Source organism: Mucilaginibacter sp. CAU 1740 (assembly GCF_039839285.1).
GTDB lineage: Bacteria > Bacteroidota > Bacteroidia > Sphingobacteriales > Sphingobacteriaceae > Mucilaginibacter.
This window is the reverse complement of record NZ_JBDOQS010000006.1, coordinates 30,896-44,873: the sequence shown is the minus strand read 5'-3', so window position 1 is coordinate 44,873 and position 13,978 is coordinate 30,896. Positions and strand designations below refer to the sequence as shown.

Genomic DNA, 13,978 nt, shown 5'->3' with positions numbered 1-13,978 from the left:
ATACGGCTGTACCAACAGCAAAACCTATATGCCTGAATTTATCACATTTAAAAAATTTAATGATGCCGCGCTGGCCTGGGCGCTAACCGACCTGCTTGAAGAAAACGACATCGAATACCGAACTGAAGAAGGGGCATTTTCTTTCGATCCAACCTTTGGGGCCAGTAAAGAACTTGCTACCGAATATGTAGTAAAGATCAGTCCGGATGATTTTACCCGCGCTACAGAATTGTTGAAAGCCAGCGAAGCTAACGACATAGCCCATATTGACAAAGATTACTACCTCTATTCGTTTACAGATGTCGAACTGAAGGAGATATTGGAAAAGGCAGATGAATGGAGTACGTTTGATTACGAGCTTGCCCGAAAACTACTTGCCGAACGCGGTGTAGATGTAAGCGATGAAGCCATTGCCAACATTAATAAACAGCGTGAAATTGAATTAAAAAAGCCCGAAGCATCTCAAACCACCTGGATAGTAATTGGATATATCTGCGCGTTAGCAGGGGGAGTATTCGGCATGTTTATTGGCTGGCACCTTTCATCATACAAAAAAACACTCCCCAGTGGCGAACGGGTTTATGAATACCTGGAAAGCGACCGGAAACAAGGGAGGATCATATTATATATTTCGATAGCGACCACAACCCTCGCCATTATTTATAAAATATTTAACGCAACCACCTAAACCAATAAAAATGAACCGAAAACTTTTCCTGTTGCTGCTCGCTTTATTAGCCGGAGCACAATTTGCTTTTGCCCAGAAAAAAGATTTAAGAGAAATTGAAAGCAAAATAGAAAACGAAGGGAAAGCCCTTTATAGATCTGAGTGGGCCTCGTGGTATGGTAGCGATATTTTTATCGCAAAATGTAAAGACAAGCAGCCCTTATCTGGCGGCTTTATATCTTATGAAACACCCAACGGCCGTAATAACGTATTTTACACACGTGAGGAATCACCAAAGGTGCTTGCAACTATTTCATTTGGGGCCGATTTTAATAAAGACAATTACCAACTTGATACCACCAGCCGCGCTTTTACACCTGCCGAGCGCGAATTGTATGAATTAAAACATGCGGCACAGATACGAATGACTAAAGACACCACCTTTAAGGTTTATAAAAATTCAGCCCTTAATCCGGTTCCCCTTATTCATAACGGTGTTAAAAAAGTTTATGTATTAACTGGTCCGCAGGTTAACGGAGTGGTTTTATTTGGCAATGATTATTTATTGGATCTTGACAAAAACAACAACGTTACCAAAGTTAGTAAACTACATAAAAGTCTTATTCCTGCCTATTTTACCAACACTACCGGCGATAGCACAAAAAATCAAGCTGCTGCGATGCACTCGCACCTGCCCGAATACGATGAGTTCATGACAGTTACAGACATTTGCACCTTAATGCTGTACGAAAAATTCACTACATGGAACCAGTGTATGGTGATATCGAAAGATTACATATCGATATGGGACTGTAAAAAAGATTCGCTACTGATATTAACTACCGAAGCCTGGAAAAAAATAACGAACGATCACGAGCAGCGCACCAAAAAGGAATAAAGCCGCTTTTACTTATATAAGCTCTTACTCTCAATAAACTTCAGCACAGCATCCGGAACAAAGTACTGCACGTTCTTTTTTTCGGCGATGGACTTACGAATGAATGTTGCCGAAAGTTCCATTTGCGGTGTCATGGTGATGGTAACCGATGGATGATCGGCCAGTTCGGCGTTTTCATAACCAGGGCGTGGATATACGTAGATGCGGTAATCGCGCAAAATAAGCTTATAGTTTTTCCACTTATGCAAAGTACCCAGGTTATCAGACCCCATAATGAGGGCGAACTCATGCTCGGGATATTTTTCTTTTAGGTGAGCAAGGGTATCTATAGTGTATGATGGTTGCGGCAGTTTCAGTTCAACATCGCTTACGCTGATATTGCTGGCATTATCAGTAGCCAGGCGGGCCATCTCCAACCTATCGTAGGTGTTGATGAGGTCGCCATATTTTTTTAGCGGATTTTGGGGCGACACCACCAGCCACACTTTATCAAGCGTGGTATGGTTTGCCATGTAGTTAGCAATAATTAAATGCCCTATGTGTATAGGATTAAACGAACCAAACAATAAGCCTATCTTCATATCAGTTTGCAGTTGTCAGTCAGCAGTTTGCAGTTGGTTGGTGGCAACCTTTCGCAGGGTTAGTTATTGTCCGGCACCGAATTTTCCGGGATTATCGATCATATATTGAGTGATACGTCCTACTTCGTCAGAAAGTGAGTATAATTTATCGTAAACCTCTTTCGAAATATAATCACAGGCTAAAGAAAATTCGAGCCAACCTTGTGTTTCGCTGTTTTCCATATCAACATCAGTTAATTTACTTATGAAGTGATTTGGAAAACGACGCTTACGATAAGCTTCAATAGTGCAGATGTTTGCAGATCGCGAAGATCTTCGGATTTGATCTGTTAGCGAAAACGTTTCTTCCTTCGGAAATTTCTTGGTAACAAGATAAATCTCCATGGCAAGGCTAAAACTTTTTTTGTACAGCAATAAGTCTTTATAAGTTCCCATGAATTACTGCAAACTGCCAACAGAAAACTGCAAACTATTTTGCTATAAACGCGCTCACTAATTCCTCAGCTTCTTTGCAAGCCGTTTCAAGATCGTAATTTTTCAGGATAATATCAAACTGTGGCGCGTATTTAAGCTCTTTTTCGGCTTTTGCAAAGCGTTCCTTCAGTTTTTCTTCGCTATCCGTGCCGCGGCCGGTCAATCTTTCAATTAAAACCTCTAATGATGGCGGCTGAACAAAGATAGCCAGGGCCTGCTCTCCGTATTTGCGTTTAAGGTGCATACCACCCTCAACATCAATATCAAATATTACAGTTTTGCCTTTTGCCCAAATGCGTTCAATTTCGGTACGCAGTGTACCGTAAAAAGTACCGGTGTAAACCTCCTCAAACTCAACAAATTGCTTTTTTGCTATCCGGTGCAAAAACTCCTCTTTACTGATAAAATAATAATCTTCCTCATGCACTTCATCGCCGCGGCGCTCGCGCGTGGTGGCCGAAATGGAAAATTCGAGCGTAGGAACTTTTCCCAGCAAGTGGTGTACTATAGTGGTTTTACCAGCGCCCGATGGTGCCGAAAATATGATGAGTTTACCTTCTTTGGACATTCTTGTTAATGGTCATTGAGTCATTGCGTCATTAGATCATTGAACGTCTTTTAAAAAAATGACTCAATGACCTGATGACTAATGACCGATACTATAATACGTTTAAAAGTTGTTCTTTAATTTTTTCAAGCTCTTCTTTCATGCCTACCACCAGTTTCTGGATGTTGGCATCGTTAGCTTTTGAGCCGAGCGTGTTGATCTCACGACCGATCTCCTGCGAAATAAAGCCCAGCTTTTTGCCATTGGCATCAGCATTTTTAAGGGTTTCGATAAAATATTCGCAATGGGCTTTAAGCCTTACTTTCTCCTCGGTGATATCAAGCTTATCTATATAATAGATCAATTCCTGCTCTAAACGGTTTTGATCAATAGCCTCGCGACCGGCAGCTTCAGCCAAAAAGGTATTCAAACGCTCGCGGATCAGGGGTACGCGTTTCGGTTCTTCAACCTCAACAAGTTCCAGGTTTTTGGTAATGGTGCTGATACGCTGTTTCATATCCTGCTCTATCACATTACCCTCCTGTGTCCTGAAATCCTGGAAAGCGGCCATGGCCTGTTGCAGTGTTTTTTCAACAGCTTTCCACTCATCTTCAGATACGCTATCTTCTTCGTACTTAACAACCTCTGGCAAACCCAATGCTAATTGCAACAGGTTTCCGGTTGGTTCGCCAAGTTCTTCACTTACATTTTTAAGCTGGTTGTAGTAGTGTTTTAGCAGTTCATTGTCGATACCGGCGGCTTTTATAGTTTGGCCAACCTGCTCAACATTGATGGATAAGTTCACCTTACCGCGCTCAATAAGCTTGCTGCAATCGGTACGCAACTGAAACTCTTTTTCGGCGAAAACTTTCGGTAAACGAAGTGATAACTCTAAAAATTTGCTGTTCAGGGATTTAACCTCTACGGTATATTTTGTACTGCCGGTATCAAAACTGGCAATTCCATACCCTGTCATGGATTTTATCATGCGCAAAGATAGTGTTTTTAGAGATTAGTTAGTTGGAGGTTAGAGGTTAGGATAATTTCGGATTTCGGACGTTCGATTTCGGATTTGAGAAGCTTTAATTTTCTTACTGATTGTCCGCCAAAAACTAATCTCTAACCTCCAACCTCTAATCACCAGCGCGCAAACGCGCGCTTTAACACTTTTTCACAATTGGTATAAAATACTGTTCATATATTTACGTTCAATTATCACTGATGCATAATCGTTTTTACCTGCATATCATTGGCTTTTTATGCCTTTTTACCATCAGCGCTTCGGCACAGGAGTTTACCCTGAAGGGTATTATCTCTAAAAAAAGCTCGCCCGACCGTATTGGTCAGGTGTTGATAAAAGATCTCAATACCAAAGTATTGATGCTGAGCGATGATGTTGGCTGGTTTACCATTAAAACCCGCGTAGGCGATACCCTGCTTTTTACTAAAGAAGAATATACCCCACAAAAAGTAGTGGTGCTAAACAATAGCGATATGCCGGTGTATATGCAACCCATTATTAAATTGGATGAGGTTAAAATTGTAGGCCAAACCAAACGCCAGGAACTGAATGAGGTGATGAACGAATATAAAAAGCAAGGCAGTTACTACAGCGGTAAACCACCTGTATTGTCGATGCTTACAAACCCCTTACAGGGCATTTACGAGCTTTTTGGCACCACTCCAAGCCGGGCGCGCCGCTTTGCCCGCGATGCCAAAAGCGAGCTGGAGCAGGCTGAAGTTAACAAGCGCTATAACATCCCCTTTGTTAAACAATACACCGGGCTTGCTACCGATACCCTGGCACGCAAATTCATGAATTACTATACGCCAACTTACCAGGATATTAAGGGCTGGACACAATATGATCTGGTTAAGCAAACGCTGAAAGCTTACAATTACTATAAAAACAACAAGGATAAAGACAAACTTGAAAGCCTGAACAGCCCAACCTTTATTCAGACAGATACGACGATAAAACTTGGTGACGGGCCGGTAACGTTTAGGAAGCCGACGCAGTAGGGAACAAAATTATCACGTCATTGCGAGGTACGAAGCAATCGCACGTAAGCAGGTCCGCCCTGTAAAGTTCGCGATTGCTTCGTACCTCGCAATGACGGCTTTATAACCTTGCCTTACAAACTGACCAACCCCTTCTCCTTCAATTTATCCAAATAAAGATCGATCTCCGAATCGCCCATGCCGAAGATGGCTTCGCTTTGCCAGAAGGCTTTATAAATATCTATTTTGTTTTTAGCGCCGCCGTTATAAATATCAAGCAGCCTTTGTTCAATATAGCTTAAACCATCGGCATTAACCTGTAAGCGTTTAAGATGCGCTTTTAACGCCGGTTTTAGCAAAGGCACACCGCCCCAAAAGGAGTTTTCATTAAGCCATTTTTCCAGCCCGGCGGTATCATTGTTCACATACAATTTCCATGCATCGGCAGCAAGGCCAAGCTCCCATTCGTTCAGGCGTTCACGGGCATCGTATAATTCTTCAAACTGTTCGCCATTTAATTCGCCGAGGCCTTTTTTATTTTCAAACTGCACGCAATCGGCCAGGCAAATGAGATAAATAGCCGGGGCCGACATATCTGTTTTTAACGAGAGCATTTCCAACACACCTAACAAGTTTACCTGGCAATGCAGATCAAACTCAAACCAAAGGTTGATCTCTTTATACTGGCTGTTCAGTTTCCCCAGCTCATCTAATACTTTATGCTGATAATCATCGTCAGTCGCGTCGAATGATCTCTCTATCCAATCGCGGCGGGCACTCCAGAAACTACCCGAAAGAATATTTTCCTGCAACGGGCCTTCCGAAAACACTTCGCGCCAAACCATTACATCACCATCAAGGCCTGTTTGTTCAAAGCCATCTAAAGCGGCATCGCCATTTAAAATGTGTAGGATAGAGTTCATGAAGGCTAAGTTATGAAAATAATGCCCCCCTGGCCCCTGAAGGGGGAGTTTTTGATTTGCTGTGACAATAAGTAAAATTTATTGACCCTATAAACAAAAAAAGCCCCGCCGGGCGGCGGGGCTGTCACATAATTGACTATTTATAACTGGTTAAAAAATCCCTATTGATCACGAGCAGCCCATCGAATTGCCACAGTTCAGACATTTATAACAGGTGCCTGATCGTACTGTGGTATGCCCGCAAACATTGCAGCTTGGCGCATCGCTTTGTACGCCCATACTGACATCGAAAGATAGGCCTTTTCTTTGAATATTACCAACATTATCTAAAGATACCTGATTATTGGTAGATGATGGCTCATAAACATTACTTACGTCAGGATTAAAATCCTCATCACCCATTTGCGGATTGCCTAAAACACCGTTATTATCGGTAAGTACATGCACCAGGTCGGTACGGTTTTGATACTCGTAGCCCAGCATCCTGAAAATATAATCGATGATGGAGGTAGCGCTTTTAATATTAGGATGGCCGATCACCATACCGGCAGGTTCAAAACGGGTAAAGGTGAATTTCTCTACATATTCCTCCAACGGAACACCATACTGCAAGCCAACCGAAACAGCGATAGCAAAACAGTTCATCAACGAGCGGAACGTAGCTCCTTCTTTATGCATATCCACAAAGATCTCCCCCAGGGTTCCATCCTCATATTCGCCGGTGCGCACAAATACGTTTTGCCCGCCAATGTTAGCCTTCTGTGTAAAACCACGGCGTTTGTAGGGTAGCGCTTTCTTTTCAACCACGCGCGATAGCTGGCGCATAAAGGCAGTATCTTTCGATTTTTCCATAATAGCCATGGCTGCCTCAATTACCTGCTCAGGGGTAAGGTCGGCCAGTTTCACGTTGGCAGCTTCGCCTAATACCTCTTCAACGGTATCTAATTTATCGTCGGCTTCTTCTTTAACGTCGGATTTAGTTGAAAGCGGTTGCGATAACTTACAGCCATCGCGGTAAAGCGCGTTAGCTTTTAAGCCAAGTTTCCATGATAGCTCGTAGCAATCTTTAATTTCATCAACCTGCGCTTCGTTAGGTAAGTTGATAGTTTTTGAAATAGCACCCGAAAGGAAAGGCTGCGCGGCAGCCATCATTTTAATGTGGCCATGGGCGTGGATATAACGTTCGCCTTTGGCACCGCATTTATTGGCACAATCAAAAATTGGGTAATGTTCCTGTTTTAGATATGGCGCACCCTCAATGGTCATGGTACCGCAGATGTACTCGTTGGCCTCAGCAATTTGTTTTTTGTTAAAGCCGATAGCTTTTAACAGGTTAAAATCGGGCGCGTTGTATTGCTCCGCGGTTAATCCCAATCGTTTTAAACACTCCTCACCTAATGACCAAACATTGAATGCGAAACCGATCTCAAACGCTGATACCAAACCCCTTTCTACGTTTTCTATCTCATCATCTGTTAAACCTTTGGCTTTAAGGGTATCGATGTTGATATGCGGAGCACCTTTTAGGGTAGCTGCACCTTTGGCATAGTTAACTATGGATGTAACCTCATGTTCATGGTAACCCAAATTACTCAGGGCTTCGGGCACGGCCTGGTTAATGATCTTGAAATAACCACCACCTGATAATTTTTTAAATTTCACCAGCGCGAAATCGGGTTCAATACCGGTGGTGTCGCAATCCATTACTAAACCGATAGTTCCGGTTGGGGCAATAACGGTGGTTTGCGCGTTGCGGTAACCATATTTTTCGCCCATTTCCAGAGCCTTATCCCAGGCATTGCATGCAGCCGAAAGCAGGTAATCGGGGCAGATCTTCTGGTCAATACCCGGAGGGGCAATTTCTAACCCTTCGAAGTTCTCTGTCGAGTTATAGGCGGCATAGCGATGATTCCGCATTACACGCATCATGTGTTCTTTATTATCATTGTATCGGCTAAAGGCACCTAACTCACGGGCCATTTCGGCCGAGGTGGCGTAAGCCGTACCGGTCATGATAGCTGTAATGGCGCCGCCAATGGCACGGGCTTGATCACTATCATAAGCAATGCCGCTTACCATCAGCGCCGAGCCTAAGTTGGCGTAACCTAAACCAAGGGTGCGGTAATCATATGATAATTGTGCTACTTCTTTAGATGGAAATTGCGCCATCAATACCGAAATCTCCAGTACAATTGTCCACATGCGGCAGGCATGCTCAAAACCTTTAACATCAAACACGCGGGTTTGCGGGTTAAAGAAATGTGCAAGATTGATGGAGGCGAGGTTACAGGCCGTGTTATCCAAAAACATGTATTCCGAACATGGGTTTGATGCATTGATCCGTCCACCTTCGGGGCAGGTATGCCATTCGTTAATGGTGCTGTCAAACTGAACGCCCGGATCAGCACAGGCCCAGGCTGCAAAAGCTATATCGTCCCAAAGTTTTTGCGAGGAAATTGATTTCACAACTTTACCACTCATGCGGCTGGTCAGGTTCCATGCCGAGCCGGTTTTTAAAGCTGTAAAAAAACTATTAGGGATACGCACCGAGTTATTGGAGTTTTGGCCAGATACCGTGCGGTAAGCCTCGCCCTCATAATCCGACGAATAACCAGCAGCGATCAGCGCGGCAACTTTTTTCTCTTCCTCTACTTTCCAGTTTACAAAACCTTCTATTTCCGGGTGGTCGAGATCAAGGCAAACCATTTTGGCCGCACGGCGTGTTGTACCTCCCGATTTAATAGCCCCTGCTGCCCTATCACCTATTTTCAGGAACGACATCAGGCCTGATGAATAACCACCGCCTGATAATTTTTCGCTCTCTCCGCGGATCTTCGAAAAATTAGTACCCACGCCCGATCCGTATTTGAAGATCCGGGCTTCACGAACCCAAAGGTCCATAATGCCGCCTTCGTTCACGAGGTCGTCATCAACAGAAAGAATGAAACAGGCATGTGGTTGCGGGCGCTCGTAAGCCGAAGTTGATTTGCTTAACTGCTCAGTAATCGGATCTACATAGTAATGTCCCTGCGGTTTACCGGTAATGCCGTATGAGGTATGTAAACCGGTATTGAACCACTGCGGCGAGTTTGGTGCTGCCAGCTGCCCAACTATTGTGTAAACTATTTCATCATAAAATATCTCGGCATCTTTAGGGCTGGCAAAGTAGCCGTAGCGCATTCCCCAATCTTTCCAGCAATTGGCCATACGGTGCGCAACCTGTTTAACGCTCTTCTCCGAACCGATTGAACCATCGGCCTGCGGTACACCCGCCTTACGGAAATATTTTTGAGCGAGGATATCCGTAGCCACCTGCGACCATCCAGCCGGAACCTCAACATCATTCATTTCAAACACGGCATCGCCCGAGGGGTTACGGATCACCGACGATCGTTTTTCATATTTAAACAGGTCATAAACGCTGGTACCTTCTTTGCTGAAATAGCGTTCTGCTTTAAGTCCCTTTCCTTCGCTTGCGGAGGCTTTTTTGGTAATGTTTTTAGCCATAGCTTTCCTAAATTATGATAAAAGTTAACGAGTAGATGCAACACTAAAAAAGGTTCAGGGGTTTTAACTCAAAGCTATTAGTATGCTGATTAGCATACCAGTTGGAGTTTTCCACAGGGCTGGCAAAAACGACCTCTGCTTAAGTTAGGGGGATTTAATTTGACTGTTTTTGAGTGGATTATGGTGTTAATAACTCAAAAGTGGTGGATGCGATATTAGAGATTAGGGAATGTTTTTTAACATGACGGGGATTCCCTAAAAGCGTCGTGCCATCCGCTGGTTAGCGGATCGGCATCCCACAGGATAGGTAGCCGCTTTGCTTAGCATGGTTGCTTAGCGAGTGGGTTACTGAAACAAGTTCAGCATGACGGTTATTTTATAAAAAAATCCCGGCAACACAATGCTACCGGGATTAAAACACAGCTTTTCAAAGCTGCTTAAATATTATTTCAGCGTAATGCTGGTTTTACCCATAGTGCCGCCATCAGCATAAAGCATAATAGTATAGGTTCCTTTTTGGAATGGCAGGGTTGGGTTGATCCAGTCGATGGTGTATTGTGAGCCATCGTCTTTAAAATCAATTGATGTTTTGTAGGTGAACTGTAAGTCCTGACCGTCGGCGCTGAACGTGCCCGAATCTGGTGCAGTGATCAGGTTGCCTGTTGGGTCAATTACACGTACGTAGATATCGTGCAGGGCTTTGGTAGCTAAAGTGTTGCTTGCTACGGTAAAGTTGATCTTCAATTTTTTAGCCGGGCTTGCACGGGTAACGTCAACTTCTTTGCCGCTGCCTTTTATTTTATAGGCCACCACATCTGATGTGGCCAGCTTAAGTGCCTGCGCCACTTTTACCTTAGCACCAAGATCTTCGTTTTGTTTGGAGAGCGTATCCACCTTTTTAGATACCGTTGCGAGGTTGGTTTTCAACGTATCCCGTTCAGAAGTTAGCGACGTGTTTTGCTTTTTAAGCTCATCGATCTGCGCAGTGTAATTGGTTACAAAATAGCGGAGTTGTTTAACATCTTCCTGCACTTTGGCCAGCTCCTGCGCTGTAAGTTTCCCTTTAGCAAGTTTCGCCCTTAATACCTTAATGGTCGATTTTAATGAATCGTTTTTAGCGGTAAGCTCGGCCGTCATTTTGGTTTTGCCGGCAGTTACCTGCTCTACCTGCGATTCGAGGCTGTCGAGTTCGGTTTGTAACCTTGTTTGCTCATCATGCTGGTAAACTATCTTTTTATCGGAGTTGTTTTTTTGCAAATACAGGTACACGTCAGTTCCTAACAAAGCAAGTACAACCACGATCAAAAAATAAATAACGTTCGAGTTCTTTTTAGGTTGTTGCCCAGATTGGTTTTCCATAGCAATTAAATGTTTTAAGTTTTAGCATAGTAAGCCGTGTAATAACAACAGTTTTACTATAGTGTTTAAAAAATTCGGATCAAATCAACGGTTAATTGATATAATCCGCTTTCCTGTAGGTTTATACAGGCATTTTTATTTTTGGCGATCAAACATATTGAACGTTGAAACACTAAAAATATGATTTTAAATAAATTTTACTGCATTAATTGTGTAGGTGTAAAGCTAAATTAATTACAATATGTTTAAAACACAATAAAGCTTCGTTTTTTATACTTCATAATAAACCTGCTACGTTAGTAGTTTATATCTTTGCAACTTTTACGTTTAAATCTGTTTGATGCATATATCCCAACGCCTGATACTCCTGATAACGATCTTGTTTGCCAGCCTTGGCGCAACTGCTCAGCCTGCCGAGCTTGTACCCGCCCCGGTTGATGTTAAAATGCAACCCAAGCGCGAATTTAGGGGGGTATGGATAGCTACTGTAGTTAACATCGATTGGCCAACCAACTCTAAATCGCCATCGGATAAGCAAAAACAGGAATTATTGAATATCCTTAACTCGCACCAGGAAACAGGCATTAACGCCGTAATGCTGCAGGTTAGGCCCGCTGCCGATGCTTTTTATGCCAAAAGCCGCGAACCATGGTCTAAATATTTAACCGGGAAACAAGGTCAGGGACCAACACCTGCTTACGACCCTTTGGAGTTTGCCATCACCGAAGCCCACAAACGCGGCATGGAACTGCATGCCTGGTTTAACCCCTATCGTGCAACTTTTGATGGTAACTTTGCAGCTTTAAGTCCGCAACATATTACTAAAATAAAGCCGGAATGGTTTTTTACCTACGGCGGCATCAAAACTTTTAACCCCGGCCTACCCGAGGTGCGTGATTATATTGTACAGGTAATATTGGATGTTGTTGATAACTACGACATAGATGGCGTGCACATGGACGATTATTTTTACCCATACCCCATTGCCGGCCAAAAAATAAACGACGAAGAAACTTTTAAGCAATATGGCGAAGGCTATGATAATATTAAAGATTGGCGCCGCCACAACGTTGATCTGCTGATCCATATGATAGCCGATAGCGTTCACGCGCACGATCCTAATATCAAATTCGGTATCAGTCCGTTTGGTATTTGGGCCAATAAAGCACAAAATCCAGATGGTTCGGAAACCAATGGCGGCTCATCCTATTATGAAAACTATGCCGACACCCGCAAATGGGTGCAGGAAGGCTGGATAGATTATATCAATCCGCAATTGTACTGGCAGATAGGCAACCGGGCCGCCGATTTTCAAAAACTGCTAAGCTGGTGGGGCGATAATACCTATGGCAGGCATTTATATATAGGCCAGGCTGCATATCGCATTAATGAACGTAAAGTGCTGGCATTTAAAAACCCATCGCAATTGCCGCAGCAAATTCAATTGATCCGCGATAATCCGAGGGTACAGGGTAGCGTTTACTTTAGTTCAAGCTCGCTTACCAATAACCCGTTGGGCTTTACAGATTCGCTCCGTGATAATTATTATCAATACCCTGCCCTGCCGCCGGTAATGCTTTGGCGCGATTCGATACCGCCTAATACTCCACAACAGGTAACCGCAAAAGCTATCGGCAAATCAGTATCGTTAAAATGGCTTACCCCTACACAGGCAAAGGACGAAGAGCCGGTTTATGGCTATGTGATTTACCGTTTTGATGATGGTGAGAAGATAGATGTAGAGAACCCCAAAAACATCCTGAAGATAAAGTACGATGCTGCTTTAGGGTATGATGATAATACCGTAGTAAAAGGTAAGACTTACTTTTATGTGGTAACGGCCCTGGATAGGATGAAGAATGAGAGCGAGCGCTCGCCTACTATTGCGGTTACGGTGCCGTGATTTTTAATTTCGGAATTCGGATGTTCGATTTCGGATTTATTTTTTGGGATTACACCGATTGATTTTTGATTACACCGATTCTGACCGTTGGTGGGAAATGATGCGTTGATTTCGCTGATTTTGCCTGAACCCGAATTAAACGAATTTATGGAATATGAATTCGGATGTTCGATTTCGGATTTATTTGGGGGATTACACCGATTGATTTTGATTACACCGATTTTTGACCGTTGATGGGAAATGATGCGTTGATTTCGCTGATTTTTGCCTGAATTAAATGAATTATTTGAATTATGGAATATGACAAGCACTCTGCTCATTCCTCAAATTCAATAAATTCCGGTTCAGACAATAACATCCTGCCCATTCCCAATCCTGGTTCAGATTATATCCCCAACGCCTCGCAAGCTTTCTCAGCAGCCAGCTTCTCAGCATTCTTTTTGCTAAATTCCTTGCCTGATCCCATTACTTCGCCGTCAACATTGGCTGCTACGGTAAATAGTTTGGTACTTTCACCATCCTGGTTGGTTATCAGTTCGAAAGTTATATCACGGCCGTGGCGCTGGCACCATTCAATGAGTTTGCTCTTGAAATTGGTTTCCGTTTGCTCCAGCTTGTGGATATCAATATGGGGTTTAATAATGTGATTGATCAGGAAGTTTTTGGTAAAATCGTACCCTTTATCAAGGTAAACAGCACCAATAAGGGCTTCAAAGGCGTCGCCCAGTAATGATCCTTGCCTGCTTGAGTTAAGCATGCGGTTATCATATTCGATCAGTTTATCAAAACCAAGTTTTTTACCAAGCGCGTTAAGGTTTACGCGACTTACAATTTTTGACCGGAGTTCGGTCAAAAAGCCCTCATCTTCATAAGGGTAAAGTTTAAAAAGCACTTCGGCAACAACGCTGCCCAGCACGGCATCGCCCAGAAACTCTAAGCGCTCGTTACTGTTTTTCACCCCCTTCTTAATGTTTTGCGCTACCGATTTGTGGCGAAAGGCCATTCGGTATAAAGACAAATTGCCCGGCACGAAGCCGAGCAAATTCTTTAAGATTTTAACATACGTTCTGTTGGGTGATATATAAAGCTTGTAGAACCGACTGATAGGCATCAAACCA

General features: G+C 43.3%; 12 protein-coding genes. 4 read left to right on the top strand and 8 right to left on the bottom strand.

From position 1 onward, the window contains the following. Positions 1–28: 28 nt before the first annotated feature. Positions 29–688, top strand: a complete 660-nt coding sequence (locus AAFN85_RS14395; RefSeq protein WP_347528129.1) for a hypothetical protein — start codon at positions 29–31, stop codon at positions 686–688. A 10-nt stretch (positions 689–698) separates the two neighbouring features. Next, entirely contained in the window at positions 699–1,565 is an 867-nt protein-coding gene (locus tag AAFN85_RS14390) for a hypothetical protein (RefSeq protein ID WP_347528127.1), read from the top strand. A gap of 8 nt (positions 1,566–1,573) precedes the next feature. Here AAFN85_RS14390 and nadD read toward each other — a convergent pair whose 3' ends face one another. The 4 genes from nadD to AAFN85_RS14370 form a co-directional block, all read right to left on the bottom strand. Next, positions 1,574–2,146, bottom strand: a complete 573-nt coding sequence (gene nadD / locus AAFN85_RS14385) for a nicotinate (nicotinamide) nucleotide adenylyltransferase (RefSeq protein ID WP_347528126.1) — start codon at positions 2,144–2,146, stop codon at positions 1,574–1,576. A 63-nt stretch (positions 2,147–2,209) separates the two neighbouring features. Next, entirely contained in the window at positions 2,210–2,581 is a 372-nt protein-coding gene (locus AAFN85_RS14380) for a four helix bundle protein (RefSeq protein WP_347528125.1), read from the bottom strand. A 34-nt stretch (positions 2,582–2,615) separates the two neighbouring features. After that, complete coding sequence (gmk, locus tag AAFN85_RS14375; protein WP_347528124.1) at positions 2,616–3,188, bottom strand: guanylate kinase; 573 nt, start codon at positions 3,186–3,188, stop codon at positions 2,616–2,618. 91 nt (positions 3,189–3,279) lie between these two features. Continuing rightward, positions 3,280–4,155, bottom strand: coding sequence for a YicC/YloC family endoribonuclease (locus AAFN85_RS14370; RefSeq protein ID WP_347528123.1), 876 nt, complete (start codon positions 4,153–4,155; stop codon positions 3,280–3,282). Positions 4,156–4,388: 233 nt separating this feature from the next. On the opposite strand from AAFN85_RS14370, the gene AAFN85_RS14365 reads away from it, so the two are divergent. Further along, the gene (locus AAFN85_RS14365; protein WP_347528122.1) at positions 4,389–5,189 is read left to right on the top strand and encodes a hypothetical protein; all 801 of its coding nucleotides are present in this window, start codon (positions 4,389–4,391) and stop codon (positions 5,187–5,189) included. Positions 5,190–5,302: 113 nt separating this feature from the next. Here the strand turns inward: AAFN85_RS14365 and AAFN85_RS14360 are convergent, their stop codons facing one another. The 3 genes from AAFN85_RS14360 to AAFN85_RS14350 form a co-directional block, all read right to left on the bottom strand. Continuing rightward, on the bottom strand, positions 5,303–6,091 hold the full coding sequence (locus tag AAFN85_RS14360) for a DUF1835 domain-containing protein (protein ID WP_347528121.1): 789 nt from the start codon (positions 6,089–6,091) through the stop codon (positions 5,303–5,305). Between the two features lie 168 nt (positions 6,092–6,259). Further along, the gene (locus AAFN85_RS14355; protein ID WP_347528120.1) at positions 6,260–9,598 is read right to left on the bottom strand and encodes a vitamin B12-dependent ribonucleotide reductase; all 3,339 of its coding nucleotides are present in this window, start codon (positions 9,596–9,598) and stop codon (positions 6,260–6,262) included. A gap of 444 nt (positions 9,599–10,042) precedes the next feature. Beyond that, entirely contained in the window at positions 10,043–10,957 is a 915-nt protein-coding gene (locus AAFN85_RS14350; protein WP_347528119.1) for a hypothetical protein, read from the bottom strand. 340 nt (positions 10,958–11,297) lie between these two features. On the opposite strand from AAFN85_RS14350, the gene AAFN85_RS14345 reads away from it, so the two are divergent. Next, entirely contained in the window at positions 11,298–12,860 is a 1,563-nt protein-coding gene (locus AAFN85_RS14345; RefSeq protein WP_347528118.1) for a family 10 glycosylhydrolase, read from the top strand. 385 nt (positions 12,861–13,245) lie between these two features. Here the strand turns inward: AAFN85_RS14345 and rnc are convergent, their stop codons facing one another. Further along, positions 13,246–13,971 carry a ribonuclease III gene (gene rnc / locus AAFN85_RS14340; protein WP_347528117.1) on the bottom strand — a complete coding sequence of 242 codons (726 nt, stop codon included), beginning with the start codon at positions 13,969–13,971 and terminating at the stop codon, positions 13,246–13,248. Between the last annotated feature and the right edge of the window lie 7 nt (positions 13,972–13,978).